This window comes from Pseudomonas sp. Irchel s3b2, assembly GCF_900187445.1.
In the GTDB taxonomy this organism is placed as follows: domain Bacteria; phylum Pseudomonadota; class Gammaproteobacteria; order Pseudomonadales; family Pseudomonadaceae; genus Aquipseudomonas.
Genome location: NZ_FYEB01000005.1, coordinates 234,912 through 261,362 on the forward strand (window position 1 = coordinate 234,912; position 26,451 = coordinate 261,362).

A 26,451-nucleotide genomic window follows, 5' to 3' on the forward strand; every position below is an offset into this window, starting at 1 on the left:
TTGAGCCCAAAGTATGCCAATCCGTCGGGGGGCTTCTCCAGCGCAAAAAGCAGGCTAAACTCGGCTTCTGCCTTTTTTATCAAGGCTTATTCAGTCGATTGCCTAACAGGGGATTCGCTATGACCGACGACATCGACCAAGTGCTGATCAGCGCGTTGATGGAAGACTCACGCCGTTCGCTCAAGGCCCTGGCACAGATCAGCGGCCTATCCTCGCCCAGCGTCGCCGAGCGCCTGCGCCGCCTCGAAGAACGTGGCGTGCTCAAGGGCTACACCGTCGAGATCGATCCCAAATGCTTCGGCTATCAACTCCAGGCCATCGTCCGCATTCGCCCATTGCCGGGCCAGTTGCAGGAAGTGGAGCGACAGATTCAGGCCATCCCCGAATTTACCGAGTGCGATAAAGTCACCGGCGATGACTGCTTCATCGCCCGCCTGCATGTGCGCTCGATGGAACAACTGGACACCCTCCTCGACCGCCTCAACAGCCACGCCGAAACCAATACAGCCATCGTCAAGAAGACCCCGGTCAAGCGCCGGCTGCCACCAATGGCGTGAGGTGCTGTTTTGTTCGCAAAGGGGTAGATTGGTTTTTTTCCGGCGAAGGATTGACGGCATGAAAACTCAAGTCATGTTACTGGCGGCGCTGATGCTCGCCGGTTGCGGCACGTTTCAGACGGTGGTGCGCAGTGACGAGGCAGCGGCAGAAAGTCTCAAGGAACGGAAAACCTACTGCGGTGCGGTTCCACGCATCTATAGCGGCGTGACGTATGACTTTTGCAGTCTGCATGCGCCCCCAGGCCCGGGCATCGATGAGTATCAATACAACAATGGCACGCCCTTTGTGTTGATCGACGTAGTCATTTCTGGAGTTCTCGACACCATGCTGTTGCCCTACACCATTTATCGGCAGCAGGCTGATGGCAGCATCATTGTGGCCGAATAAGGAGCAGGTGAATGTTGTCCCACGTTTTTATCGGCATCACCGACTTCGATCGTGCATTGGCGTTCTACCAACCGATCATGGATGCACTGAAGCTGCAGATGAAATTTTGCGACCCCGACAAACCTTGGGCTGCGTGGATGAGCAAGGATGCACCACGTCCGCTGTTCGTCATTGGCACGGCGTTCGACGAACAGCCGGCCACACCGGGGAATGGACAGATGATCGCCCTGCTTGCGTCGAGTCGCGAGATCGTCAACTGCTGTCATGCACTGGCCATGGTTCATGGTGGATCCTGCGAGGGGCCACCCGGCCTGCGTCCGCACTACCATCCCGACTACTTCGGCGCCTACATGCGCGACCCGGACGGCAACAAACTCTGCGTGTGTTGCCACGAACCCGGTTGAAACCAACGAGCTGAGCCAAATCACAGACGATAAAAAACCCGCCTAAGCGGGTTTTTTACTCAAGGCTGGCGATCAATCATCGCGGCTCATGATACCGAACAGTTGCAGCAAGCTGACGAACAGGTTGTAGATCGATACATACAGGCTGATGGTCGCCATGATGTAGTTGCGCTCACCGCCGTGAATGATGGCGCTGGTCTGGAACAGAATGCACACCGACGAGAACAGCACGAAACCTGCGCTGATTGCCAGTTGCAGACCGCTGATCTGGAAGAACAAGCTCGCCAGAGTCGCGCCCAGCAGCACAAAGAAACCGGCCGTGATGAAACCGCCGAGGAAGCTCATGTCCTTGCGGGTGATCAGCACATAAGCCGACAGGCCGCCGAACACCAGCGCGGTCATCGCGAAGGCCGAACTGACGACTTCCGCGCCGCCCTGCATGCCCAGGTAACGATTGAGGATCGGGCCGAGCAGGAAACCCATGAAACCGGTCAGCGCGAACGCAGAAACCAGGCCCCACGCCGAGTCACGGAGTTTGTTGGTGAGAAAGAAAAGACCGTAGAAGCCGATCAGCACCACGAAGATGTTCGGGTAGCCTACACGCATCTGCTGCGCGACAAACGCCATCACGCCGCTGAATGCGAGGGTGAGAGCGAGTAAGCCGTAAGTGTTGCGCAGGACGCGGCTAACCTCTAGCTGCTCAGCCTGCACGCTGTTATTAACTGCGTAATCCTGTTCGCGCATGGCGACACTCCTGGTTGGTTTGAAACGTTCAGTCGCAAAGATCATAACAGACGCTCTGTAACAAGCCATGCAGAGAGTTTGACAGTGTGTTTCATTCAGGTATTATGGCGCCCGCAACGCAAACGGAGGTGTGGCCGAGTGGTTTAAGGCAACGGTCTTGAAAACCGTCGACTGTAACAGGTCCATGAGTTCGAATCCCATCGCCTCCGCCATCTTTATACGACAAAGCCCTGATTATTCAGGGCTTTTTCGTTTCTGGCGTTTGGCGGCAACGGGCAGAAAACGGCCAGGAGCGGACATTTAGTCTTGCGAGTGATCAAACCGAAAAGACTTCAGTGCCGCTGGGTGGAGTAGCACTACTGCACAGCATCCCTACTCCCTTACTGAAAATAAGAGAGAACAGCTTGCCATCGGTTTTTTGGATGTAAAGCGCCGATACGTGAAGGAGCGGATCAGCGCGAAGATGCCGCCAGATCCTCTTCGACGAAGCGCAGCATCGCCTCCGCCAGCGCCTCGCGCGGATAGGCATTCTGTGTCACTAATAGTGAAGCGATGGTCGAATGCGTTCGGGCGATCGGCACTGCCAGTGCCCAATGATCGGCGTTGATATAGCCCATCAGGCTGCTGCCAGGCACAATCTGATCGTAGAAGATCACTTGGCTGTCGTTGCGGGCATCGACGCGCGCCAGCTTGTTGTAACTCGATTTCAGCACGGCCGAGATGTGATCCAGCTGCGGGAAGGTAACGAGCGAATAGTAGTTCAGTTCGGACGGCAGGCGGTTCTGCGCCAGCCAGCTCTTGCGCGTTGCGGGTCGCAGGCTGTTGATCGCGCCACCGTCGCCCGAATCGCAGGTCGCACCGGGAAAGTGCCGCAACAGGTCCGCCTGGTACTGCTCGGCATCGTTGGCCAGTGCCGAGCCGCCGACCGCGCCGGCTGCGCTGATCACTGCCGCCACGCGGCCGCGGATTTCCGGGTAAGCGACCATCGCTTCGAGAATGTCGGGCGCGCCCTTCGAATAGCCGATCAGGACGAGGCGCGGCGGTCCGGCTTCGGCTGGCATCGCCATGATCGCGTCGCGTATTTGCCGAGCGTTGTTTGCGGAACTCGATAAGGCGTCGACCTTGATCTGCATCAGGTCATATCCGAACTGGCGGAGATGAATCGCTACGCTGCCGGGCGCTTGCAGCCATTGCTCGAAGCATTCGTAGCCAACGCCGGCCACCACAGCGCCGATCAGACGGCGTTTAGATTGACCGAGATCGACGGGTTTGCCGGTGCCACCAGGTTCGCTACCGACTCGCGTCAGTGCCTCCTCGCAAGGGCGGCTATCGGGCAGGTCGCTTCCTCGCGTGTCGAGGATCGAGCAGAAAATCTCGCGAAAGCGCGCCCGTTGGTCCTGCACGCCGGCCTGCGACGCAGGGACCAGCACAAGCGGCGGTGTGTCCGTCGAGTAGGCGATCAGCGGCGCAGATGTGCAGGCGGTGAGCGCATGGCAGCCAGCGATCATCAGCCATGCCATGCCACCGCTGCACAACAATGTGTGGGCGCCGCACAGACGGCCGGCCGAGTCATCCGGCCTGCCGAACAGGTCACTTGCGGGCATCGTCGACCTCCTTGCGTGCAGGTGATTCGCGCCGGTCCAGATACGTTTCCCAATCGAGCATCTCCACCTCCGACAGGCTGAGCGGCCGCGTCGCAAAGAACATGACCGCACGCAGACCGTCGCTGAAGTAATGGGCGCCGCTGAACGTCGTTCGCGATTGTGCCTGGGACGCGGGACCGACGCCGGTGACGAACCCGAGCTTGTCCAGACCGGCCGAATACATCATGTCCTGAATCAGGAGATTTCTCGCCTCATCGACATCCTCATGCAAGACGAGGTTTTCCGACTCGTGCAGTGCAAAGCGTCCGCCGGTCGGTCTTCCGACCTGCGCGAGATAGACGGAGCGACCTTCGAATCGCATTGGCGTGAGCCACGCACGCACCCAAGTCGCTGGCGCTCCGGCTTGCGATTGCTTGCGAACCACGGCATCGGGCATGCGGCCGAACACACGTTCGGCTGCATCCGCCGGCTGCGCGGCACGCCGGTAGCTGCGACGCACAAATGCGGCGGCGATATCGGCGAACTCGCCGACGAGAATCGCATTGAGCGGATCGCCGTGCGCCCTGCCGTTAGCGTCAACGGCGCAGCAGGGAAGGCGCTCCAACGCGGAACGCAACGCGGCCAGATCGTCATAGTCCTTGATCTCGGAACCATGATGCTGGAACAAGCCTTCGGCAAACCATTTTTCCCCAGCATCGTCCGGCACCCGCAAGAAGAGGGAGAACGGGATCAGCGTCTTTCTCTGCAGCAGATCGATATTCAGCAGCCGCGTAACGCGCTCCGGGTTGATGAACAGCACGCCCGCTTTCGTTTCGCCTGGCAGCACGGGATTCTTGAACCCCAGTTGGTCGAAGTGTGCATCAATGCGCGCGTTCGCTGCCGGGGCTAATGTCCTGTGCGAGGACCAGGCGACTTCGAGTGGCGAGAAATAGTCGGGATCGGTTCCCGGCCGCAGCAACAAGAGCGGATCGGCAGTCTGGTTCTGGACTTCGACCCACACGGGCTGCACGCGCGTCTTGTCCAACTCCACACCCAGCATGCGCCGCCTGTCTTCGGCACTGAGCACGGCGGCGCTGACGCGCACCTCGTGCTTGGTGGCCGTCTGCGCACGTTCACGCAACCCGGAAGAACTGAAATCGGTAGGTGCCTGCCAGGTCGCACAAGCAACGGCGAGCGCAAGAATCGCTGCACAACTCATGGTGCACAAGCAGCGCATTGCACACCGCAGAGTACCCCTGGCGCGTGGAGCCGACGGCAAGCGGCTCATGGCTTGACCCGCCCCGGTGATTGTCCGCCATTCTCGTAGATTCCCTTCGATAGAAAGAACTCGATTTCCGCCAGGGAGGTGTGCATTTGATCGAATACCAGGACACAGCGCAGCCCATCCGTGTAGTAAGGATCGGTCGTCAGGTTCTCGCGCGGCGCGCTCTTGGGCGCGGCCCCCACACCCTTCACAAATCCGAACTTGGCCAGCGTCACCGAATACGCCATATCCTGTGTCAGCGCACTCCGCGCTTCGTCGACGTCAGGGTCGATCTTGTGCGTCGTCAGCGTCGCAGAATGCACGGTAAACCGGCTGCCGATATCACGGCTGATCTGTCCGACCCACACCTTCTTGCCGTGATATTGCATCGGACTCAGCCACAGCCTCAGGTGATTGCGCTGGTGGACGTTGTCACGCGCCTTTTGCAAGGCAAGGTCCTGAGCTCGCCCGAACAGATAGAGATCGCTCACCGGCGCATAGGGATAGCGCTCGCCGGCAAGCGCCGAATTGACCATTTTCATGATCGACCCCGACCACTTTTCCTCGGTTCCACGCCAGCCGCGACGCGCGAATGCGGGGAAGGCATCATCGAGGCCGCCGACGATCACCAGGTTCAGCGGATCGCCGTTCCTGGAACCCTCCTCGTTGGTGACGCAGCACGGCAGCGCCTCCAGCGCCGCCTGGAAACTGGCGTCATCCGTGTAGTTCACAATTTCTTCGGGCGGATAGATGCCCTGCCTGAACACTTCGCTGATGTGGTAATCGGTGCGCAGGCCCGGCACGATGGTCAGGACAGAGAAATGCCTCGCCCGCCCGTCTGCCACCAGATCGAGGTTAACGAACTTGAACCCCTCGTCGAGATTGGTCAACACGAAGCCCGAGGTTGTCGCGCCAGGTGGGACAGGGTTGCGGAAGGCCAGCCGACGAAAGTGCCGGTCGAGCGCCGTCCGCTCGTCCTGCGGGACGTCCGAGAAAAATGCTTCGGCCGCCTCGGATGCAGGGAAGAAATTTGGATCGAGGCCCGGCGAAAGCAGATAGTAGGCGCGGTCTTCCCGATTTTTGACTTCGACCCAGACTGGCTGTATCGATGTATTCGCCAGAGGCACGCCGTAGACCGCCTCGCTTTCTGTGGCCGACAGTACGGAGGTCGACACGCGCAAGCCGCCATCGCTGCGTGTCACGGCGCGGCTCTTGTAGTCAAGGCTCGTCGTCGGCGGAGGCTGGGAGGCGCAGCCGGCGAGCGCGGCTGCGATAGCCGTTGCTGCGAGAACGTGTCTCACCACCATGCGATGCATCGCGTGACCTCATCAACTGAGCTTTACCAATCTTCGCTGGCCTGCCTATGTAATCCGTGACTGCTACGAACATTAGTTTCTACGTCACAGCTTTTCATTATGAACTGCCCGGGGAGTTCCGGAGGCTTTTTGGTGTGAGTCACACCGCCATGGCAGAATAGTCGAACTATTGATAGCAGGCCGCTTCGGCCTCTGCAGGTAATACGTCGCCGATGGCCTCCAGCGCCGTCAATGGTTGCCCTTTCCCGCCCCGCTCGGCACTCTGCTGCCGGGCACCGTTGAGACCTCCCAGTTCCAGTGCAAGAAACTTCCCGACATGAACGCTCAAATATTGGATAGGAGCCACCCACTTCCTGAGTAAAAAAAATTCTGCGGCAAGTACCGAAATGAGCTTTCATGTGCTCGCCTACAACCTCAAACGAATGATGAGCATCTTCGGCATCGCAGGACTGCTTGAGGCGATTAGGGCGTGAATCCAACCGGTATGCTCGCCCGTTAGTGGCCGTTTGGACCTATGACGCGGCACAAACGGCATTACGAACTTCTATCTAGCTGACTAAGGTAATTCAAGCTTCCGCCCGCTGATTCCACAGGCAACCCTCGCTCCTCTCAGTTATCGACGTATTTAGCGCGTTCTCACACAGCCTGGGTCGATTTCTGCCGTCGTCACCGTCCGCTTTGGTTCGATTCTGTTGAAAAAGTCGGCCATGGTTTGCTCAGCGGAAAAGTGCGCGTCTGAGATTGAAATCTTTACTTTGGGCAGAGGCTTCCGGACTCAGATTTCACGTAGCAGCGTGCAAAAAAGGCGTTTTCACCGGTCAATGATCAGACAGTTTGGGCGGATCGACTTTTTCAACAGAATCGTTCGATTGCAGTCCTTCCCGACAGACAGCTGTCGGCCATTTGCAGTCGTTAGCGGACGGCTGCAATGGGTCCGCGAGCTGCCCTTCACTACCGGTGGCTCTCGTTCCGAAGTGGTCATCGAACCTTGCGGCATCCATTTTGCTCTCCTGCTGACTCTTCAATCCCACCTTCAAGGACCGAACCTGTGATCGCATCCCCCGCCAAACTCCTCTTCCTACCCGGAGCCTCGGGTAACACCCGGTTTTGGCTTCCGGTTGCTGAGCGCCTGGCCCACCCGGCGCAGCATGTCCATATCGGCTGGCCCGGCTTTGGAGACACTCCGCCCTTGCCTAGCGTGACCGGCATGGATGATCTGGTGACTCGCGTGCTGGCCGAGATCGACCGGCCCACAGCGCTGGTGGCGCAGTCCATGGGCGGTATAGTCGCTGTGCTTGCAGCGCTTGAACGCCCTGAGCTGATCACACACCTGACGCTGACCGTCACCTCTGGCGGGGTGGATATGTCTGCTCTGGACGCGCATGACTGGCGCCCGGATTTTGCTGCCGTCAACCCGACACTGCCGAGGTGGTTTCTCGACGACCGCACCGACCTCACGCTCCGGTTGGTCGAGTTGCGCATGCCAGTCCTGCTCCTCTGGGGAGATTCTGATCTGATCAGCCCCGTTCGCGTCGGCCAGCGCCTTGCTCAACTGTTACCCCGCGCGGAACTACACGTTTTCCCTGGCGCCGATCACAGTCTGGGCTTTACTCACGCAGCCGAAGTGGCAAGGTTGATCGAGAGACATCTGGTCTGCTGGTGAGCGGAGCACTTGTTGCCCACGCGTCGGACTGATTGTGCGGCCCCGTGCGTTTCAAGACCTCTCGGATAGCGGGCAGACAACCGGAGGCATATCGCTCCTAACCTCGCCGGATACGGCGAGAATTCTGACGATAAGGACAGGCCCTTGATCGCCCCCGAGTTTCACGCTGGCGTCATACATTCCGCTGCCGACGACGCCACCCCGCCCGATCCAATGACATGCGTGACCGACTCGACCTGCCAAAGTCTGTTCGCGCTGGTGCGATGGTTGCGCACATCGAGCCGCCCCTCGGCGACAATCTCGGGCGTCAGCGGCCGGGTGATGGACATGGTCGACTTGCCGCGCTGCAGCTTCTTCAGTTGCGCCGCCGCTTCCTGGGCGCTCTTCTGATCCGTATGGGTCTTGCGGATGATGTAGCGCGGGGCCGCTGGCTGTCGACGTCTTCGGTGGCCTCGCTGGCATTGTCCGGGACATCGCCATACACCGACACCGCGCCGGCGACTATGCCCGCGACCGCTGGCACCTTGCGTTGCTCAGCTTCGTTGAACCAATACGCCACCACCGATTGATAGTCGTTGCGCTCTTGGATCGTGACCCGGCCGCTGCTGTTCTCCGGATCACTAATCACGACGGTCGGCAGCGCGGCACCGGTGACGGTCTGAGCCATACCCTTGAGCAGCCGACGAAGATAAAGCGAGACGCGCCGAAAATACACGCATTGGCCTGGAGTGAATCGGTGATTGCGAAGGCGTATGGCTGGCCGCCACTGGCAGTCGTTTGTCGATGGGATCAAACCCAGGCTTCGAATTTGATGGCAACGGCACGGGGCTTTATGCTGGCTATGACCACGTGTTAGTCGACGAATGGATTGGCAGAACGGGACTTATGTCGACTTGAGTGTGACGGGGTTGCTGCCTGATGCGCATGTCAGGACGTCCGACGGGTTCAGCGAAAACGTGAACGGCAACGTTTTAAGTCTCAGCGGGCAACTTGGGCACCGCTACGCCCTGCGTGATGGATGGGTACTCGAACCACAGTTGCAGGTGAGTTCCATCAACATGCTCTGGGACGATAAAACCGACTCAAGTGGCAAACAGCTGAAAATAAAGGACGATACGCTGACGATGGCAAGAACAGCGGTACGCGTCGAGAAGACGATCAAGACAGACAATGGCGCGACTTTAAGACCTTGGTTGACTGTAGGCTTACAGGACACTTTGGGGGAGAACACCTCCAACCTGGAAGTTCAGCTGCCCGACAGCGGAGGAGCACAGCAGAGTTTTCCTGGACATGATTTGGGATTGAGCGCGACGTTGGATGTTGGGCTGGAAGCCCAGATAACCCGGGATTTTAAAGTGTTTGGCACGGCTTCGGTAATAGGGGCAAGCCTGGACGGTAGCGACGTGCAACAACAGCAGCTTAATGTTGGAGTGCGCTGGGCCTTCTAGGCGCTCTACGAAAAAATCAGTTTCGCGAAGCGGCCATCGCCGTGGGCCAGGCCTAAGTCCCTATGGGGCAAGAAAATTCTGAACTCATCGAAAGATCGCGGGAAGCTTTACCGTGTCTGGCGGAGACAAGATGGCATGTGCTGTAACTGTCAGAAACCATTCAGAAAGAACGCTCCTTGGGATGTTCGCGGTATTGCAAAACGGACTGACGGCAGATCAGATGCAGCAAGCAACCTGCAAATACACCATTTCAATTTCCGCAGAAATCAACAACGCGCCGAACACGAAGTTGAGTAACCGGGTGTCGAAAGATACCTTTAGTAGAGGCTTGAGCCGTGTGCGTCGAAAGGCGCAGCACGGTTCTTAGGGAGCTGGACGCGGACAACCGCGTCCAGCTAACCGACAAACGCCGCACAGTCTCTATGGACCATTTGAAAAAAAGCGCATCCGTGCTAAAACCAATGTATTCAATATTATATATTCTTGGATGCAATAATGCGCACGACTCAAGTATTCGGGCGGCGCAAAACGGTCGCGAGGTGCCAGGCGCTGGCTCATGGGCGCTATGCTCTTTTGCTCGCCATGTGTCAGACGTTCACCAACGTGGCCAATGCGCCAATTTCAGAAATGATAGCGAGCTTATATGCCCTCCAAAAAATCATCTTTAAGAATGAGCGGGCCTGGAGAAATTAGTACAAGCCCATTGCGTAGGTTCCCGGAAGTAGTTGACGCGATAGGGGGTTCCTCGCGAAGCGTTTTCAAAGACGCTGGTATCAGCCTTGAGCAATTTACAAATGAAGACAACCACCTCGCCTACATGGACGTTGCCCGTCTGTTCAACACGGCATTCAAACACACTCAGTGCCCCCATATTGGCCTGCTGATCGGTGAGCGCTTTTCGCTGGATAATTTGGGGCCGGTAGGTCAGCTTATGCGTCTCGCGACTACGCCAGGCGACGCATTGATCGACCTGGTCGGGCATGCCAATCTCTATGATCGTGGCGCGACCCCACTCCTTCTTCCCTTGGCGGGTCAACACAGTTTGTTGGGATATGTCATTTATCGCCACGACCTGCCCAATCAATCATTACTAGTTGACACTGCCGTCATGGTTGGCCTGCAAATGTTGCGGACATTGTTAGGCGCTAACTGGACACCCGTTCGTGTGCAGTTTTCATATCGCAAGCCATCCGATATCACCCCGTACGTCAGAAAATTTCGCTGTAACATTCAGTTCAATGCAAGCATCTCCGGGCTTGTAATAAACAATCAGCAACTCCGGCAAATTCAATGTACGGCGAATCCACGCTTACACCATCTGCTTAAACTGGCTATTTCGACCGCCACGTCACCTTTGACGATTTCAGAACAAATAAAGAGTCAGGCATATGCTCTATTATTGAAAGGCCAGGCAAACTCCAAGCACATCGCCAGTCAATTTTCATTGAATGAAAGAACGTTGCGACGCCGGCTGGATGCGGAAGGTACTCATCTTAAAGAACTGATCACCGACACCAGAAGCAACTTCGCGCGGCAGCTCTTGAAAAATACGGATTTGCCGATATCCGCAATCTCTCAAACCCTTCAATACCAGGATCCAAACGCCTTCTCCCGTGCATTCAAAACGTGGACAAATACGTCACCACAGCATTGGAGAAATGGGCTGGGATAGCCTCCATTGGGGGTTGATTCAACAATTCCCATACCCCCGCGATACCGCGCGCACTGTCCGAAAATGCAAGATGCCTTTCTGATGATTACCGTAAAGTGAGCGCAACAACAGGCTGATTGCAAAGCTGATCTTCGGTTTTTTGTGCTGTTCATGAGGCTGGCGATTAGTTGCACCTGCGGGTGGAGTTCCGCGCAGATACTTAAGAAGGCCATACGAGTAAAAGACAATGCTCTGGCCTTGGGGCGATGCAAGCGACATAGACTGAGTGATCTGATAGAGAGGGATTTCATGCCATTAAATAAAAGTGTTTTGTCGATTACTGTTCTTGGTGCGCTGACACTCTTGACCAGTGGCCACAGTGTTGCCGGTGGCCTGATGTTGTACGAAACCGCCACCGACAACGTCGGACTGGCCAATGCCGGTGCAGCGGCCCGGGCACAAGGCCCTTCGACCATCGCCAGCAACCCCGCAGGCTTGAGTTACCTCAGAGGAACACAGATCTCCGCTGGCGCTCAGGTTCTTTTTGGTGACTTATCGTTCGATCGGGACAGTGAAACCAATACGCCGGGCACTGGCAGCGGTAACGCGCTCGATCCCATACCGGGTGGCAGTTTCTTCATCAGCCATCAACTGGATGATCGGTGGTCCGTCGGTTTCGGCTCCTATGGCGATTTCGGTCTCGCTGAAAACTACGACAACGACTGGTCCGGCCGTTATTTCGTGCAAAACGCGAGCATCGCGGGACTGTCACTGGTACCCAGTGTCGCCTATCGCTTCAACGATCAGTGGTCCGTCGGCGTCGGACTGAAAGCCATGTACGGGACGCTGAAGAGCGAAGCCGCCATCGATCAGGCTCCGCTCGGACTGACACAACGGGGTGACGGCCAATACAAGTACCGGGACAGCACATGGGGTTACGGCGCCAACGCAGGCGTGATTTATGCCCCAAAGCCCGGTACCCGGATCGGCTTGGCTTACACCAGTCAGGTTGACCTCGACTTCGAGGATCACCTGGATGTGAAGAGCAGCGCTCCGTTGGTGAGCCGCCTCAACAGCCTCAACACCAAAATCGACCTGAAAGTACCGCAAACGGCGACCCTCAGCCTGTACCAGCAACTGGATCCGCAATGGGCTTTTCTGGCCACAGTCAATTGGCAGGATTGGTCGAAATTCGGCGACATCGGCATTGACGTAGACACTTCCAGAACCGGTTCACGGGCCGCCTCAATCGATGCGCATTACAAAGACACGTATCAATTGGCGCTTGGCGCTCAATACCAGATGAACCAGGACTGGATCTGGGATTTCGGTATCGCCTATGACACGTCCGCGGTGTCCGATGGTGATCGTACGCTCACCGTGCCCATGGGCGCCGCCTGGCGCTTCGCCACAGGGTTTACTTATTCGCTGAATAAAGAGACAGACGTGAATTTCAGTTGGGTCACGGTGTGGATGGGGGACATGTCAGTCGATCAGCAAAAAACGCTGTCTGGCAATCGTGTATCAGGCGAGTTCGACAACGCCTGGATTCAAGCCCTGACCGCCAACATGACTTGGCGCTACTGAGAAAAATCCAAGAGTGCTTCAAGTGTCATGCCTGGTATTTAACCGTGGGCATGAACACTCACGACGCCAACTTGCAAAAAACCAACGAGGTGGAAATGAACAGGAAGTCTAACAGAGGCTGGACAATGGCTGCGGCGGTCGTCGTGGGTTCAACGCTTTTCGCGGGGTGTGCGGGCAAGAACGATCCGATAGCGCAGGCAGACAAGGCGGATGTGGCCAAGGGCGTACATGCGCCGAATCTCGAGCAAACCAAGGCAATCGCCGAGGAAGGCTTTATCTACGGCTTGCCACTGGTCATGAACTACGCCGTGATGAACGAATTCGCGGTGGACTCCAAGTCCAGCCAGTTCAAGGCCCCCTTCAACCAACTGTACAACGAGCATCGGGTTTCTACTCCCGCCGATACGGCCGTCATTACGCCCAACAGCGACACCCCATACTCGATACTCTGGGCCGACCTGCGCGCCGAGCCGCTGGTGATCACCGTGCCGGCCGTCTCCAAAAAACGTTACTACTCGGTGCAGTTGATCGACGGCAACACCTATAACTACGGTTACATCGGCAGCCGGGCGACGGCCAGCGCGGCCGGGAGCTATCTGATCGCAGGCCCCGACTGGAAGGGTGCGACACCCCCTGGCATCGACAAGGTGTTCAACTCCACGACGTCCTTCGCACTGACGCTGATCCGCACCCAGTTGTTCAATCCGGCCGACATGCCGAATGTCGAGAAGGTGCAGGCGGCTTACAAGATCCAGCCGCTGTCCGCCTTCCTCCATCAACCCGCGCCGCCCGCTGCGCCGAAGATCGATTTCGTGCCGGCCACCACGGAGGGCATCAAGGCCAACTTCTTTGAGTACCTGTCGGCCGCGTTGGAGTATGTGCCGCCATCGGCTGAGGACAATGCGATCCGGGCGAAGCTGGCCAGCATCGGGGTAGGCCCCGGTCGCAGCTTCGAATTCAAAGACCTCTCGCTCGAGCACAAGGCCGCGATCCTGCTCGGGATGAAGGCCGGCGACGAAAAGGTCGACAAGTTCCTCGCGAGCGGAATGAAGAACATCAACGGTTGGAACGTCGGCGCGTTCTTCGGCGACCAGGCGTTCTACAAAGGCGACTGGCTGATGCGGGCCGGCGCCGCGAAGGGCGGGCTGTACGGCAACGACGCCACCGAGGCGACGTACCCCTACACGCGCACCGACGGGACCGGCCAGACGCTCGATACCGGCAAGCGCAACTACACGCTGACCTTCCCGGCCGGCAAACTGCCGCCCGTCAATGCCTTCTGGTCAGTGACCATGTACGACGGCAAGAGCCAGCTGCTGATCAAGAACCCGCTCAACCGTTACCTGATCAATTCGCCGATGCTGTCAGCGATGAAGAAGAACGCGGATGGCTCGCTGACCCTGTACATCCAGAAGAATTCGCCGGGCAAGGCCAAGGAGGCCAATTGGTTGCCGGCGCCTGACGACACTGTCTATCTGGTGATGCGCCTCTATTGGCCGAAAACCACGGCGCCTTCGATTCTTCCCGCAGGCAGCGGCAGCTGGCAGCCGCCGGCAGTGGTGGCATCGAAGTAACGCGACGCTGCGACTGCTTGCAGTTGGCAAGCAGTCGTTCGATTGCTCAGGCAGAGATCCAGCGGGCCTTATTGCCGAAAGGGCTGAGGCCATAGGGTCTGGCCTTGAATAAAAGGCATTCAGGAACACATCCCTCAAGGAGTACCGTTACATGATCTTCTCGCAAAAATGGATAACGGGTGCCGCACTGAGCAGCTTGTTATTGACTGGCTGCGTATCGAAAGTTACCGAGCAACAACAGTATTCCGGTTTTCTGAAGAGTTATGACGGCCTGCAGGAAACCACCTCGCCAAGTGGCGTGGAAGTGCTGCGCTGGGTGGCGCCAGGATTCAAGCCTGCGGATTATTCCACGGTGGTCTTCGAGCGTTTGGAACTGTATCCGGCGCCCAAGCCGGATGAACGCGTGGACCTGAAAACATTACAGGAATTGCAGGCCTACACCACTGAAAGCGCCAAGCAGGCATTGTCCCAAAATTACGTGGTCGTTCCTGACTCCAGAGATGTTCGCAAAGACGAGCGAGCGCTGATCCTGCAGGCGGCAATCACTGGCGTGACAGCCACCAACGAAGGCATGAAATGGTACGAAGTGGTGCCGGTCGCGGCAGTCATAGGTGCAACTCAGGCCGCCACGGGGCATCGCGACCAGAATACCGAGCTGTATATCGAGGCGGACTTGATCGACGCCTAAACTGGCGCACCGGTCGCAAAAGCCGTGCGTAAAGTGTTTGGCGAGAACCTGAAGAACGCCAGCCAGAAAATCACCGCGAATGACTTCAAAGCGGCCATCAAGGGAATGACTGGCGACATGCAGACGTTACTCAAGTAATCGTCACGGCAGCGGTAAAGTTTTTACCACTCCTCGTGCCCGGGCTCGACAAGACTTGGTTACGGGGGGAAGTTGAACGTGTGAAATAAGTAACCTCAGTATGCAGCAGGCATGCCCACAACAGATCGGGTGCCTTTATCGTTTTGCGCTGAACTCGAGGTGCTCAAGCAGTTTCTGCCTATCGTTAGCGGACCCCCTTGATAGTCGAGGAGCCCGCGGCGATCCGCATTCAAGGATTTCGACATGTACAAGCGCATTGAATGGCTTTTGCTCTCACTTTCGGCTTTCGGTGTATCCGTTTCCAGTCAGGCTGACGATCAGGCGGAACTGGCTAAACAGTCATTGAATCCAGTCGCGGCACTGTACAGCTTGCCCATTCAATACAACTGGAATCAGAAAATGGGGCCCTCCGGTAATGGAATCCAGAGCGTCACCAATATCCAGCCGGTTTTACCCTTCTCACTCAATGACGATTGGAATCTGATCTCTCGCACGATCCTCCCGGTCATTGATCAGCATGGATTGGCACCGAGGGGCATTGCCGATAAAAGCGGAGTGGGCGACACCACGCAAAGCTTCTTTTTCTCTCCCAAAAAGCCGACCGAGGACGGCTGGATCTGGGGCGCAGGCCCCGCGCTGTTGTTACCGACCGGTAGTGATGAGCTATTGAGCAGCGAACAATGGGGGATTGGACCGACAGCGGTGGCGTTGAAGCAGGCCAACGGCTGGACGAACGGTATTCTGGCGAACCACATCTGGTCACTGGACAACAACCCGGCCAATGACAAGGAGAAGGTCAATCAGACGTATCTGCAACCCTTTCTGGTCTATACCACAGCGTCGTACACCAGTTTTGGCATTAATACAGAATCCACTTACGACTGGGAAGCCAAGGACTGGAATGTGCCGATCAACCTGTTCGTGACGCAATTGTTCAAAGTCGGCAAGCAGCCCATGAGCCTTCAGGTGGGGCCGCGATACTGGGCGGACAGTCCTGAGGATGGTGCACACGGTTGGGGCTTTCGGGTGGCGTATACACTACTCTTTCCCAAGTGAAACGATCCGTGAGATGTGCATTTAGCACTCGAATGATTGATCGCCTGCGATTAGGTGAAATTCGAGAAGTTGCCTCCTTGATGGGCACAGATATGCATCAAGATCGTCAGGGGTTCCTGCCTTTGGGGAATATCGCCTGATTAGCAGTTAGCTGACCGAGCCGTGGACAAGAACTCCAGCCAGTACAAGGCGCCGTTCAACCACATTCACAGCATGCACAATGTCTTTAGCTACAAGGACACGGCCATCGTGTCGCCGAACAGCGACACGCCGTATTCCTTGATGTTCATGGACCTGCGTAGCGAGCCGATCGTGCTATCGGTACCGACGGTGGAGAAACCGCGGTACTACTCGGTGCAGCTCATCGATAACAACACCAACAACTTCGGTTACATCGGCAGCCGAACCACCGGCAGCGAAGCCGGCGATTACATGGTGGTCGGCCCAGACTGGAAAGGCGTGACCCCGCCTGGCATCAAGAAGGTGTTTCATTCCAATACACAACTCCTCTTCGCGATCTTCCGCACCCAGCTCTACAATCCGGCGGACATGCCAAACGTCGAAAAGATCCAGTCCGGTTATGCGACCCAGCCGTTATCGACTTATCTAAAGCAACCCGCGCCGCCTGCCGCGCCGGCGATCAACTTTCCGAAGTTCGACAAGGCCCTGGCGAAGACCGACTTCTTCAAGTACCTGGGCTTTGCCTTGCAGTTTGCCCCGGCCACCCCGGATGAAGTGGCGATCCACGCGAAGCTCGCCCGTATGGGCATTGGCGCCGGCAAGGACTTCAACTTCCAGGATCTCTCCGCCGAGCAAAAGGCCGCTGTGGTCGAGGGCATGCAGGCCGGGCATGCGAAGGTCCAGAATGCGGTCAATCATCTCGGCACGCAGGTCAATGGCTGGAACATCGTGAGTTCCGGCGGTAATGCCGCGTTCTACAAGGGTGATTGGCTAAAGCGCGCCGCCATCGCACAAGCAGGCATCTACGCCAACGACGCCGAAGAGGCCACGTATCCGATGGCCAAGATCCTGCCCGATGGTTCGCCGCTTGACGGCAGCAAACACAACTACACCCTCACCTTTCCCGCTGGACAACTCCCTCCGGTCAACGCCTTCTGGTCGGTGACGATGTACGACGGCAAGAGCCAATTGCTGATCAAGAATCCGATCAATCGCTACCTCATCAACTCGCCGATGCTACCTGACATGAAGAAAAATGCAGACGGCTCGCTGACGCTCTACATCCAGAAGGACTCGCCCGGCGCGGACAAGGAAAGCAACTGGCTGCCCGCACCGAATGATCTGATCTACATGGTGATGCGCCTGTATTGGCCGAAGGCGGAAAACCCTTCCGTCCTGCCGCCTGGCAAAGGCACGTGGAGTCCGCCCGCGATCGTCAAGATCAATTGAGCACTTTGTTCTGGATAAGCAGGCTGTTCCCCAATAGCTATCCGGCATTACTCAAGCTGCTTGGCTGAGAGCGATCCGCTGCACTATCGTCCCTATATCCTGCTCGGGATAATCCTCGCGCACAGCATTCACGTACAGTTCGATGGCCACGCTACCAAAAGGAAGGCCGCAAATGGCATGTTCGACTAATTTATCGGTGGTTATAGGTCTCAGTTGCCTCCTTCTAGGCGGCTGTGTGTCAAGGACGACCGATAAAGAACAGTATTCAGGTTATTTGGATCGATACGATGTACTTAAATCGACCCTTTCGCCCAGCGGTGCTCCTACCTTGCGATGGGTGTCGCCAGCGTTCAGATCTAAAAATTACGACATGGTAATTTTTGACCCCCTCATCCTGTACCCAGCGCCGAAGGCTAACGACCGTGTCGACATGCAAACCTTTGAACGGTTGCGAAGGGCTGCCGACACGCGTGCATATGAAGTGTTGTCCAAACGATATCGAGTAATTGGATCGCAGGATCCCATCCCATTCGCCTCAAGATATTTAGTGCTGCATACGGCGATCACTGGCGTCAGTGCATCTAATGAGGAGATGAGGTGGTATGAGCTGATTCCGGTAGCTGCGGTTATCGGTGGTGTCAATGTCGCTACTGGGCAGCGGGATCAGAACTCAGAGCTTTATGTCGAGGCCTTGCTGGTCAACGCCGCGAATGAGCCGATGGTCAGGGTCGCACGCAAGGTGTTCGGCAAGACTTTGGACAATAATAAGACTCCGATCACCGCAGATGACTTCACTGAGGCGATCGAGGCGCTTGTTGCTGATATGGGTGAACTTCTAAAGTAAAGTTATGCGTGCGCGACTTCTTGTTCGGGGACGAGGCGAATCTCAAACCTGAAAGAGCTGACGCACCTGTGCAGAGTTGGCCTTTCTGCTTTGTTCAAGAGGGAGGAAATACCGGAGTTGGGAACAACTCCTAGACCACTTATTGACTATGCGATTCATATCAGACATATGCTACATCCTTCGAGATACTGAAGCAGACAAAGCGCAGTTGCGCAGTGAGCAGCCGTTAAGGAAACTCTGAAAAAGACGCTGGTGAAATAACCGCCTGACGCGTGTTGCCGTCGATTAGCTGCACCGAGTAGTAGCGTGTTGGAGACGGTCGGCCCCGTGATCACGAGCAGTTCTGCGGGCAGGTCGGTCCAGAGCATCGAGTATCGGGGGTCGCTGTTTGGCGTAATTACGGCGGTCAGCGGGTCGAGTTGCGCATGCCAGTCCTGCTCCTCTGGGGAGATTCAGATCTGATCAGCCCCGTTCGCGTCGGCCAGCGCCTTGCTCAACTGTTACCCCGCGCGGAACTACACGTTTTCCCTGGCGCCGGTCACAGTCTGGGTTTTACTCATGCAGCCGAGGTAGCGAGGTTGATCGAGAGACATCTGGCCTGCTGGTGAGCGGAACACTTGTTGCCACCGCGTCGGACTGATTGTGCGGCCCCGTGCGTTTCAAGACATCTCGGATAGCGGACAGACAACCGGAAACATATCGCTCCTGACCTCGCCGGATACTCTGTCAGGTAGATGAGGTCACTTCTTCCTGGGGTCATCCGCAGGATTGAGAAAATTGATACCCCACGGGCCAGTCCCATGGATCTGCACGACAGTTTCTTCTTGGGTGAATACATACATCGGCATACCAACAGGCATGATCGTGATACCGCCCGGCGTGTAGGCCCTGGCTTTGGCGGGATCAAATTTGTCGCCGACTCCCAAGTGAAAAGTGCCGGAAATTACCGTGACACGTTCCACTACCGGGTGAGTATGGACACCTATCTTAGAGTTGGCAGGTAGCTTGAGCCGAAAGGTAAACGGATTTGCAGTTTTCAGGTCGCCTTCAATGACTACGATTTGGGCGCCAGGCGCGACCGATGGCGCATCAGACCATTTCAGATCAGAGGGTAGAACCGATATGTGGCCCGCCATCGGTTGCTCAGCGCTCGACACGGGTAGCGTCATCAGTGCGGCGAGTGTGAACGCGCTTGACGCAATAAAGACTCTTAATCTGTACATTTTCTGCTCCTTTCGAACGGAACAAATGTTGCCCAAGGCCATCAGCCTTTATTAAAGCTACCCCGGGGCCATAAGCAAGGTGGCCTGGCACACAGCGCTCTCAGCCTTAGGGGCAGGTAGCCAGAGGCCAACCGACGCGCGCTGCACGGAGGAGGCTGGCCTTAACAACCAAGCGGTGAAATGGGGCAATAACGAAGATGTAGGCCCGGCCTAGACGGTTGTGGCACTGGACCACGGTTGAAAAAACGAGTTGGCGACTGCCTTCTGGCTCTGCCTCTCCAGAACATAGGATCGATATCCGGAAGTCGAGGTGCTTGTCGTCCTCTCCCAACACGATTTCAGTCTGGTTCGTGCTGTAGACCTTGAAGATTCCAATCCGATTAGCAAGTGATGCCAAGTGTTTGGCTGTCTTGAGACCAAAACAGGCAACGATAGTGTCTCGGACTTTCATGAGCCATCCGATCCAGGATGGCTGGTGGGAAAGGATGAATCGAGCTAGCAAGTCTGGATTGCCAGATGTGCCCGCAGGGAGCCGAATCGCAAAAGCGTCCGCTAGGTTCATCGACTTGTAAAGGTGGGTGATGCCGGACCTCGAGGGGACTGGCACGGACATAATGAGCTCAAATTCTCGGGGCATCGGGGATCTCTCCTGAGTTCTAACTACTAATTAGACGACCTGCCATGTCGCGTTTCTTATTGCGATGAGGTCCAGAGCCTCGCTGAGCAAGCATGGATTAACTGGATGTTGTTGAGGCGCCAACTTCTCCTTGTCGGATACTGAGCCCGATCAAGGCATCATAGAGCTCTTGCTGCCCAGCTGGAAGAACAGGGAGCAACGTCGCACGGCGCTTGTCGACATCGAACCAGGACTCAACCAACCATCCCACCAGATAGAGCGCCGAAAGGCATCCGCCAGCGGTTGCAACGTTCCCCTGGCATACAAGAGGCTGGTCCACGGGCTCAAGTCCCAGAGCTTGCAAGCTCGATCGTGCATCCGGGTGTGTAGTTGCTTGGCCGCTGAGCAGCCCAAGCCGTTCAAGAATGAAAGCTCCGGCGCATATGGAGCCGATTCGCTGGCGTCTGGAGTCAAGTTCAAACGACGGCAGGAAATCTGGGGCGGCAAGTGCAGCGGGTATCCCTTCCTTGCCGCTGACGAACAATACCGCGTCGGCACTATTGGCCTCGGAAAGCGGACCGTGCACCGAAACAAGCAGGCCGTGCGCCGATCGCACGATAGAGCTAGAACCCAATATTCGGACGTGCCAGTCCTCAGTGTTGCGGCCTAAAATGTCCCACATCAGGAATAGGTCGATATCAGTGAATTGGTCGAAAGCAACCAGACCGATTTTCTTCAAGGCGAGCTCCATGAAAAGTGCTGGCGTGCAAAACGCAACGGCCATCTTTGCTGGTGTTCGCAGCGTATCAATCGGTTGCGCACCATACACAGTCTGTATGGCGCTAAATATGGAGCGAAATAACTGGTGAGAAAACTAACTCGTAACCATTGGATCGCGGCTGGTTTTGAGGCCCTCGACCAAATAGGGCATATTGGCGTTTCGGCCGAGAGTCTATCGCGCCGATTGAATGTTACCCGCGGATCGTTCTATCACCATTTCCGCAATCGCGAAGACTTTGTCCGCACCTTGCTGGCCGCTTGGGAAGAAGACTACACGGAGCGCATGCTCGCTTATGCGGCGCAGGGTCGTAGCGCGGGCGAAACCTTGAAACGCTACTTGAGTATTGCCGCTGAGAAACAACCTGGGCGGGAAGTTTCCATCCGAGCCTGGTCGCTGCACGATCCGTTGGTAGGCGAGTTTCAGCAGCGTGTTGACACAAGACGACTGGACTTCGCGATACGGACGTGCCGCCGCTTGGTCCATATGCCAGGCCAAGCAGAAGTGATTGGTCAGGTGGCCCATCTGTGCCTGATTGGTGGTCAACAGGCAGGGCTGCGGCGTGATGCCGTTCGCTTCAACAGTTTCCTGCAGCGAGCCTTTTCACTTTTCGAAGGGGCTCTTCCACCGTGGCGGGCCTAAGTCTTTGGGTTGGTCTATGCGTTGGGGCATTGGTTTTGCTATCACCATTTATCATCTTCATAGCTTTGAAAATTATGGCGAGTGATGGATAGATATCTGTCCTATGCAGAATGCGTTCTGGGCGCAGTGGGCCAAGGCAAGTCTGCGAGAGATTTCAATCTCAGACGCGCACTGTACGAGCGGAATTGAAAACTGGCGTAACCCGTTGTCTTAATGCCCACAGCCCTCCGGTTAATTATGTGGGGCGCACAACATCAAAGGTGAATCGGAGCCGCGGTCCGGAAAAGAAACCGCGGCGACCGATCAATCAGGCGGCGGGGAGCAGGCCTTTCTGTTTGGCGACATGAGTCGCCAGTGCGTCCATCAAGTCCGGGGACAGGCAGTCATAGGGTTCCAGGCCAATCGAGCGCAAGCGCTCGCGGATAGCCTTCATTTGCGCTGGCGGTGTGCCGGTTTCGATGATGGAGGACACGAACGCCGCGAATCCCGGCGCAGCCCATCCGCTCTGTGGCGAAAGCTCGGTGTGGACGAAGTCCAGGCCATAAAACGCATGGTCCTTGTTCTCGATGCGCCCAAAGAGATGGGCGTGACACTGCTTGCAGGCGTGGCGCTGGATGGTGGCGGATTCGTCGACAATCGCCAGTTTTTCGCCGTGGGCAATGACGCTGACCTTATCTCTAGGCACCACGGCGATGACGGCGAATGTCGCGTTTTGTGGTTTCCAGCATTTGCTGCAGCCGCACGCGTGGTTATGCAGCGTTTGTGCGTCGATCTTGACCTCGACCTTGTCGGTCGCACACAGGCATTGCAGGGTGCCACCTGTGAAATTCGCGGCGGCGGGTTGGATACCATTGTCCAGTGCAGGGTGAAGTTGCAAGGTGCTCATGCTGGCGTCTCCGTTTCAGGGTGTCAGACAAAAGTGCCTGGGGCCGTGCCCACAGACCGGTAGTTCATCGGGACTCGATGACGGCGCGGATCGATTTGCCTTCATGCATCCAATCGAACCGCGGCGGATTTCGAAAAGGACACAGTGCATAAACGAGTGACCTCCTTCGGTGCGACCGGTCGGTTACCCAGATCAAGAATAGTCTGCGATGACGCCTCGAGCGCGGCCAGGGCCAGCGCACGGGCGAGTGTGCCGAATTCAGATAACCAGGAGCCGTTGGGACTGCACTTCAGCGCGTAAATCGCGATTGGTGGCCGCAATGATGCGCACATCCACGTTACGGGTTCGCTCTTCACCCACCCGTTCGAATTGCCCCTCCTGTAACACCCGTAACAAATTGTCGGGCAGTTGCTCGACCTACTGACAACCAATCAGGTTTTACAGACCACTCAGCGTGAAGCCGAGCGTTGCCATGCGGGTTAGATAACCTGATAGATCGCCCTGAAACTATTGTCTAAGCTCAAGGTTCAGCATGAGGGCTCAGCCATGTGCGGACGACTTTCGCAGTATCGAGGTGTTCACGAGTTCGTGGCGGCGCTGAGCATGCCCAACGCCCTGATCAACAATGCTGGCGATCAGCCGTTAGCACTCTACAATGCCGCGCCGTCGACTCAGCTCGCCCTCCTCCACGAGGAAAGCGGCGTGCTGCACGCCGACAGGGTTCGTTGGGGCTGGCGACCGCACTGGGCCAGGGATCATGCGACACCGATCAACGCCAGGGTTGAGAAAGTCGCCCATGACCCATTCTTCAAGGCGATATGGCCGCACCGGGCAATTATCGCCATCGACAACTGGTTTGAATGGGTTTACGAGGGCGGTCCGAAGAAACAGCCCTACCTGATCCGTCGCAAGGATCGCGCGCCGATCCTGTGCGCCGCGATTGGTCAGTATCCAAGGTACGAAAATGAGCCGGACGAGCATGACGGCTTCGTGATCATCACTGCGGACAGTGAGGGTGGCATGGTGGACATTCACGACCGTCGGCCAGTGACGCTCAATCCTGAACTGGCGCGGGAATGGCTTGATCCGTACACGCCCAAGGAGCGTGCCGAACAGATGCTCCTGCAGCAAGGCGAACCTTGCGATGCCTTCGAATGGTTCAAAGTGGACCTGGCTGTGGGCAATGTGAAGAACCAGGGCTCAGAACTGATAGAGCCCATTGAGGGCCTGCGCACATGACCCGCCCCAGTCCGCCACCATGACGAGTGGAGATAAAACAATCTGAACCCGCACTTCCCCTCCCAGTCGAAAAAATTGGCAGCCCTTAATCACTGAAGCATCACTTTAAAAGGAGTCTTTTCATGAAGATTTCGGAAGTCATGACGAAAGATGTTTTAACAGCCAAGCCAAACCAGACGATCCAGGAGGCCGCGAACATGATGGCCAGGATCGATAGCGGCGCCATTATGGTTGAGGAGCAAGAGCGTCTGATTGGCATGATCACGGACCGGGATATAGCCATTAGAGCCGTAGCCGAAGGACTCACCGGCAAAACCCCTATCAGTAAAATAATGACCGGCGGCATCCGCTATTGCTTCGAGGATGAAGACATAGAGCATGTGGCTAAAAACATGGCGGACGTGCAACTGCGTCGCCTGCCCGTGCTCAATCGAGACAAGCGTCTGGTTGGCGTTGTGTCACTGGGAAACATTGCCAGCACTCGGTCTCAATCCGCCGCTGCTACTGTTTTGCGCGGAGTGGCACAGGCCCATTGAACGGTTGCTTAAACGCTCCTCAGGAGTAGAGTCCCCATGGATCCGGCACGCTCGCCTGGCCTGGAATCCCGTTCGAAACCAGGCTTTCGGGGCAGGCGAGTCCTTCTGCACACATCAGTCCGGCTCGATGAGCAGGTCTTTGTCATCTGGACCGAGTGCCGGCTCCTGATCCTCCAATTTGCCGGTTTCACGCTTCTTTTTAAGCCGGGTTCGGGCACGCTCAGTGTCATAGGTCTTTCCTTCGGCCAAGGTGATCAGGGTTGATGAGATCCGATAGAAACCACCACACGGCTCACAATGAATACGCAAGCCGCCCCCAAACGAAAGATCTTCCAGCGCACTGGTGTTTCCACACAGCGGACAGTTCATAGGCACCTCCTGACCATTCAGCTACGGCCGCTTTCAGCCCGCCATAAACGCTGACAACCTGGATAGGTATGAGTGACGAATAGCGGGGGACATGTTGATATCGACATGGACTATCCGTGGAGGTTGCTTGTTTTTCGGTAGGAGCTGGCTTGCATCGAAAGCGGCCTCACGTCATGCACCGCCTATGAACACGCCTTCGCCGGCAAGCCGGCTCCTACGGGGGCTGCGATCTTTTGATCTTATTTCAGCTTCGCCAACAACGCCTTGGCGGTCGCTTCCGACGAGGCCGGGTTCTGACCGGTCAACAACAGACCATCCCCGACCATGTAACTCGCCCAGTCATCCGCCTTGGAATACAGACCACCATTGGCCTTGAGCATGTCTTCCACTAAAAATGGCACCACGTCCGTCAGCTGCACAGCGGCTTCTTCGGAATTGGCGAAGCCCGTCACGCGCTTGCCTTTGACTAACGGCTGGCCGTCCGCCCCCTTGACGTGACGCAACACTCCCGGCGCATGACAGACCGCCGCAACCGGTTTGCCCGCCTTGTAAAACGCTTCGATCAGCGCAATTGAAAAGGTGTCTTCAGCCAGATCCCACATCGGGCCATGCCCGCCTGGATAGAAAACAGCGTCGTAATCTTCGGCCTTCACAGTGCTCAGTATCCCGGTAGACGCCAATGCGGACTGGGCAGCGGGATCCTTGCGAAAGCGATCAGTGGCGGCGGTTTGCGCGTCTGGCTCATCGCTCTTGGGGTCCAGCGGTGGATGGCCGCCCTTGGGTGAAACCAGGGTCAACTGCGCGCCAGCGTCCTTGAAGGTGTAATACGGTGCGGCGAATTCTTCGAGCCAGAAGCCGGTTTTCTTACCGGTGTTACCCAATTGATCGTGGGACGTTAAAACCATCAGGATTTTCATGTCGTTCTCCACTCGATTTCAGGATTGTTCAGTGACCTCGGCGCTGGATTTGACCTCCGGGCAGCGCTGTTCGTTGCGATGATTGCTCATGGCCTTGATGCGCAAAAAATTGCCCAGTCGCTCATCCAAAAAGCCCCCCGCGACCAGGTTTAACAAGCCCTCCAGCCGAGTACGCAAGAACTTGCGCGGCTGTGCGCAGCTTCTTGCGCACTTTTTCAGGTGTTCTTTGCCGAAAACCCTCTCGGCACTTTAAAAAAACACCTCAACCATCTGAATCATATAGCTTTCAGTATTTCTGGCACGGTCCTTGATAAGAGTCAGGCACCCACCGGGCGATACCGCCTCCCGGGCACCTAACTTTTAGCAAGGAGCGCATCCATGGCTACACCAGCGTACATGTCCGTTACTGGCGAGAAACAAGGCCTTATCACTGCCGGCGCGTTCACCGCCGACTCCATCGGCAACGCCTATCAGGAGGGTCATGAAGACCAGGTCATGGTTCAGGCTTTCAGCCACGACGTGATCATCCCGCGCGACCCACAGTCCGGCCAACCGACCGGTCAGCGCATACACAAGCCAGTCGTGATCACCAAGGTCTACGACAAGTCTTCGCCATTGCTGCAAGCGGCGTTGACCTCCGGCGAGCGCATGAGCGAAATCGTTATCCAGTGGTATCGCACCTCGGCTCAAGGCACCCAGGAGCACTACTACACCACCAAACTGGAAGACGCGATCATCGTCGCCATCAACAACAAAATGCACAACTGCCAGGACCCGTCGAACTCGCACTTCACGCATCTGGAAGAAGTGCAGTTCACCTACCGCAAAATCACCTGGACCCACGAAGTATCCGGTACTTCGGGTTCCGATGACTGGCGCGTTCCGGTCGCCTGATCCAGGCCGACCGTCTCAAGCATCGGCCAGCTCTGC

Annotated in this window: 29 protein-coding genes, 1 tRNA gene and 3 pseudogenes; 20 read left to right on the forward strand and 13 right to left on the reverse strand. The window is 56.7% G+C overall.

From position 1 onward, the window contains the following. Positions 1 to 119: 119 nt before the first annotated feature. The 3 genes from CKW20_RS14430 to CKW20_RS14440 are packed head-to-tail and all read left to right on the forward strand — an operon-like array spanning position 120 to position 1,349. Complete coding sequence (locus tag CKW20_RS14430; RefSeq protein ID WP_008006559.1) at positions 120 to 557, forward strand: Lrp/AsnC family transcriptional regulator; 438 nt, start codon at positions 120 to 122, stop codon at positions 555 to 557. A gap of 58 nt (positions 558 to 615) precedes the next feature. Continuing rightward, positions 616 to 945: a YceK/YidQ family lipoprotein gene (locus CKW20_RS14435; protein WP_095053507.1), complete on the forward strand. Its 330-nt coding sequence runs from the start codon at positions 616 to 618 to the stop codon at positions 943 to 945. 11 nt (positions 946 to 956) lie between these two features. Continuing rightward, complete coding sequence (locus CKW20_RS14440; RefSeq protein ID WP_095053508.1) at positions 957 to 1,349, forward strand: VOC family protein; 393 nt, start codon at positions 957 to 959, stop codon at positions 1,347 to 1,349. Positions 1,350 to 1,421: 72 nt separating this feature from the next. On the opposite strand, the gene CKW20_RS14445 is transcribed toward CKW20_RS14440, so the two are convergent. Beyond that, positions 1,422 to 2,093 (reverse strand): Bax inhibitor-1/YccA family protein, encoded by a 672-nt coding sequence (locus CKW20_RS14445; protein ID WP_007898177.1) that lies wholly within the window; start codon positions 2,091 to 2,093, stop codon positions 1,422 to 1,424. Between the two features lie 124 nt (positions 2,094 to 2,217). Here CKW20_RS14445 and CKW20_RS14450 point away from each other — a divergent pair. Continuing rightward, a tRNA-Ser gene (locus CKW20_RS14450) sits at positions 2,218 to 2,305 on the forward strand. A gap of 240 nt (positions 2,306 to 2,545) precedes the next feature. On the opposite strand, the gene CKW20_RS14455 is transcribed toward CKW20_RS14450, so the two are convergent. From CKW20_RS14455 to CKW20_RS14465, 3 genes are all read right to left on the reverse strand, one after another. Then, on the reverse strand, positions 2,546 to 3,697 hold the full coding sequence (locus CKW20_RS14455) for a hypothetical protein (protein ID WP_095053509.1): 1,152 nt from the start codon (positions 3,695 to 3,697) through the stop codon (positions 2,546 to 2,548). Continuing rightward, positions 3,684 to 4,895: an LssY C-terminal domain-containing protein gene (locus CKW20_RS14460; protein ID WP_218228006.1), complete on the reverse strand. Its 1,212-nt coding sequence runs from the start codon at positions 4,893 to 4,895 to the stop codon at positions 3,684 to 3,686. The genes CKW20_RS14455 and CKW20_RS14460 overlap by 14 nt, the downstream gene beginning before the upstream one ends. 65 nt (positions 4,896 to 4,960) lie before the next feature. Beyond that, a complete protein-coding gene (locus tag CKW20_RS14465; RefSeq protein ID WP_095053511.1) occupies positions 4,961 to 6,256 on the reverse strand; it encodes an LssY C-terminal domain-containing protein in 1,296 nt (431 codons plus the stop codon). A 320-nt stretch (positions 6,257 to 6,576) separates the two neighbouring features. On the opposite strand from CKW20_RS14465, the pseudogene CKW20_RS29875 reads away from it, so the two are divergent. The 3 genes and pseudogenes from CKW20_RS29875 to CKW20_RS29145 form a co-directional block, all read left to right on the forward strand. Continuing rightward, positions 6,577 to 6,729, forward strand: a pseudogene (locus tag CKW20_RS29875) (IS5/IS1182 family transposase); the annotation flags it as partial. A gap of 455 nt (positions 6,730 to 7,184) precedes the next feature. Beyond that, complete coding sequence (locus CKW20_RS14485) at positions 7,185 to 7,919, forward strand: alpha/beta fold hydrolase (RefSeq protein WP_256585046.1); 735 nt, start codon at positions 7,185 to 7,187, stop codon at positions 7,917 to 7,919. A 144-nt stretch (positions 7,920 to 8,063) separates the two neighbouring features. After that, positions 8,064 to 8,309, forward strand: a complete 246-nt coding sequence (locus CKW20_RS29145) for a hypothetical protein (RefSeq protein ID WP_141228947.1) — start codon at positions 8,064 to 8,066, stop codon at positions 8,307 to 8,309. Here CKW20_RS29145 and CKW20_RS14490 read toward each other — a convergent pair. Further along, positions 8,275 to 8,586 (reverse strand): hypothetical protein, encoded by a 312-nt coding sequence (locus tag CKW20_RS14490; RefSeq protein WP_095053515.1) that lies wholly within the window; start codon positions 8,584 to 8,586, stop codon positions 8,275 to 8,277. The two genes, CKW20_RS29145 and CKW20_RS14490, sit on opposite strands and share 35 nt — an antisense overlap. Positions 8,587 to 8,782: 196 nt before the next feature. Here CKW20_RS14490 and CKW20_RS14495 point away from each other — a divergent pair, with 196 nt between their 5' ends. From CKW20_RS14495 to CKW20_RS14530, 8 genes and pseudogenes are all read left to right on the forward strand, one after another. Further along, complete coding sequence (locus tag CKW20_RS14495; RefSeq protein WP_095053516.1) at positions 8,783 to 9,367, forward strand: autotransporter outer membrane beta-barrel domain-containing protein; 585 nt, start codon at positions 8,783 to 8,785, stop codon at positions 9,365 to 9,367. A 643-nt stretch (positions 9,368 to 10,010) separates the two neighbouring features. Further along, a complete protein-coding gene (locus tag CKW20_RS14500; RefSeq protein ID WP_095053517.1) occupies positions 10,011 to 11,039 on the forward strand; it encodes an AraC family transcriptional regulator in 1,029 nt (342 codons plus the stop codon). 288 nt (positions 11,040 to 11,327) lie between these two features. Continuing rightward, complete coding sequence (locus CKW20_RS14505) at positions 11,328 to 12,605, forward strand: OmpP1/FadL family transporter (RefSeq protein WP_095053518.1); 1,278 nt, start codon at positions 11,328 to 11,330, stop codon at positions 12,603 to 12,605. A 125-nt stretch (positions 12,606 to 12,730) separates the two neighbouring features. Then, positions 12,731 to 14,179 carry a DUF1254 domain-containing protein gene (locus CKW20_RS14510; RefSeq protein WP_095053519.1) on the forward strand — a complete coding sequence of 483 codons (1,449 nt, stop codon included), beginning with the start codon at positions 12,731 to 12,733 and terminating at the stop codon, positions 14,177 to 14,179. A 151-nt stretch (positions 14,180 to 14,330) separates the two neighbouring features. Further along, positions 14,331 to 15,005: pseudogene (locus CKW20_RS14515) on the forward strand (DUF3313 domain-containing protein). A 243-nt stretch (positions 15,006 to 15,248) separates the two neighbouring features. Beyond that, entirely contained in the window at positions 15,249 to 16,061 is an 813-nt protein-coding gene (locus tag CKW20_RS14520) for a hypothetical protein (RefSeq protein ID WP_095053520.1), read from the forward strand. 162 nt (positions 16,062 to 16,223) lie between these two features. Next, on the forward strand, positions 16,224 to 17,471 hold the full coding sequence (locus CKW20_RS14525; protein ID WP_095053521.1) for a DUF1254 domain-containing protein: 1,248 nt from the start codon (positions 16,224 to 16,226) through the stop codon (positions 17,469 to 17,471). Positions 17,472 to 17,643: 172 nt separating this feature from the next. Further along, positions 17,644 to 18,315 carry a DUF3313 domain-containing protein gene (locus tag CKW20_RS14530; protein WP_176466894.1) on the forward strand — a complete coding sequence of 224 codons (672 nt, stop codon included), beginning with the start codon at positions 17,644 to 17,646 and terminating at the stop codon, positions 18,313 to 18,315. Positions 18,316 to 18,470: 155 nt separating this feature from the next. Here the strand turns inward: CKW20_RS14530 and CKW20_RS29880 are convergent, their stop codons facing one another. Then, complete coding sequence (locus CKW20_RS29880) at positions 18,471 to 18,683, reverse strand: hypothetical protein (protein WP_256585047.1); 213 nt, start codon at positions 18,681 to 18,683, stop codon at positions 18,471 to 18,473. Between the two features lie 57 nt (positions 18,684 to 18,740). Between CKW20_RS29880 and CKW20_RS14540 the strand changes: the two genes are divergently transcribed. Next, a complete protein-coding gene (locus CKW20_RS14540; RefSeq protein WP_256585048.1) occupies positions 18,741 to 18,923 on the forward strand; it encodes an alpha/beta fold hydrolase in 183 nt (60 codons plus the stop codon). Between the two features lie 132 nt (positions 18,924 to 19,055). On the opposite strand, the gene CKW20_RS14545 is transcribed toward CKW20_RS14540, so the two are convergent. From CKW20_RS14545 to CKW20_RS14555, 3 genes are all read right to left on the reverse strand, one after another. Further along, positions 19,056 to 19,538 (reverse strand): cupin domain-containing protein, encoded by a 483-nt coding sequence (locus CKW20_RS14545; protein ID WP_095053523.1) that lies wholly within the window; start codon positions 19,536 to 19,538, stop codon positions 19,056 to 19,058. A gap of 106 nt (positions 19,539 to 19,644) precedes the next feature. Next, positions 19,645 to 20,175: a DUF2867 domain-containing protein gene (locus CKW20_RS14550; RefSeq protein WP_095053524.1), complete on the reverse strand. Its 531-nt coding sequence runs from the start codon at positions 20,173 to 20,175 to the stop codon at positions 19,645 to 19,647. 97 nt (positions 20,176 to 20,272) lie between these two features. Continuing rightward, on the reverse strand, positions 20,273 to 20,893 hold the full coding sequence (locus CKW20_RS14555) for a DJ-1/PfpI family protein (RefSeq protein ID WP_095053656.1): 621 nt from the start codon (positions 20,891 to 20,893) through the stop codon (positions 20,273 to 20,275). A gap of 126 nt (positions 20,894 to 21,019) precedes the next feature. Here CKW20_RS14555 and CKW20_RS14560 point away from each other — a divergent pair, with 126 nt between their 5' ends. Further along, complete coding sequence (locus CKW20_RS14560; RefSeq protein WP_095053525.1) at positions 21,020 to 21,574, forward strand: TetR/AcrR family transcriptional regulator; 555 nt, start codon at positions 21,020 to 21,022, stop codon at positions 21,572 to 21,574. Between the two features lie 307 nt (positions 21,575 to 21,881). Here CKW20_RS14560 and gfa read toward each other — a convergent pair whose 3' ends face one another. Further along, the gene (gfa, locus tag CKW20_RS14565; RefSeq protein ID WP_095053526.1) at positions 21,882 to 22,460 is read right to left on the reverse strand and encodes an S-(hydroxymethyl)glutathione synthase; all 579 of its coding nucleotides are present in this window, start codon (positions 22,458 to 22,460) and stop codon (positions 21,882 to 21,884) included. Between the two features lie 276 nt (positions 22,461 to 22,736). After that, positions 22,737 to 22,871: pseudogene (locus tag CKW20_RS14570) on the reverse strand (sigma 54-interacting transcriptional regulator); the annotation flags it as partial. Positions 22,872 to 23,006: 135 nt separating this feature from the next. Between CKW20_RS14570 and CKW20_RS14575 the strand changes: the two are divergent. Then, positions 23,007 to 23,699 carry an SOS response-associated peptidase family protein gene (locus CKW20_RS14575; RefSeq protein ID WP_095053527.1) on the forward strand — a complete coding sequence of 231 codons (693 nt, stop codon included), beginning with the start codon at positions 23,007 to 23,009 and terminating at the stop codon, positions 23,697 to 23,699. Between the two features lie 122 nt (positions 23,700 to 23,821). Further along, entirely contained in the window at positions 23,822 to 24,235 is a 414-nt protein-coding gene (locus CKW20_RS14580) for a CBS domain-containing protein (RefSeq protein ID WP_095053528.1), read from the forward strand. 114 nt (positions 24,236 to 24,349) lie between these two features. Here the strand turns inward: CKW20_RS14580 and CKW20_RS14585 are convergent, their stop codons facing one another. Together CKW20_RS14585 and CKW20_RS14590 are read right to left on the reverse strand one after the other, a co-directional pair. Next, complete coding sequence (locus tag CKW20_RS14585; RefSeq protein WP_095053529.1) at positions 24,350 to 24,604, reverse strand: hypothetical protein; 255 nt, start codon at positions 24,602 to 24,604, stop codon at positions 24,350 to 24,352. 239 nt (positions 24,605 to 24,843) lie between these two features. Beyond that, on the reverse strand, positions 24,844 to 25,521 hold the full coding sequence (locus CKW20_RS14590) for a type 1 glutamine amidotransferase domain-containing protein (protein WP_095053530.1): 678 nt from the start codon (positions 25,519 to 25,521) through the stop codon (positions 24,844 to 24,846). A 378-nt stretch (positions 25,522 to 25,899) separates the two neighbouring features. On the opposite strand from CKW20_RS14590, the gene CKW20_RS14595 reads away from it, so the two are divergent. Beyond that, the gene (locus CKW20_RS14595) at positions 25,900 to 26,415 is read left to right on the forward strand and encodes an Hcp family type VI secretion system effector (protein ID WP_095053531.1); all 516 of its coding nucleotides are present in this window, start codon (positions 25,900 to 25,902) and stop codon (positions 26,413 to 26,415) included. Positions 26,416 to 26,451 lie beyond the last annotated feature (36 nt).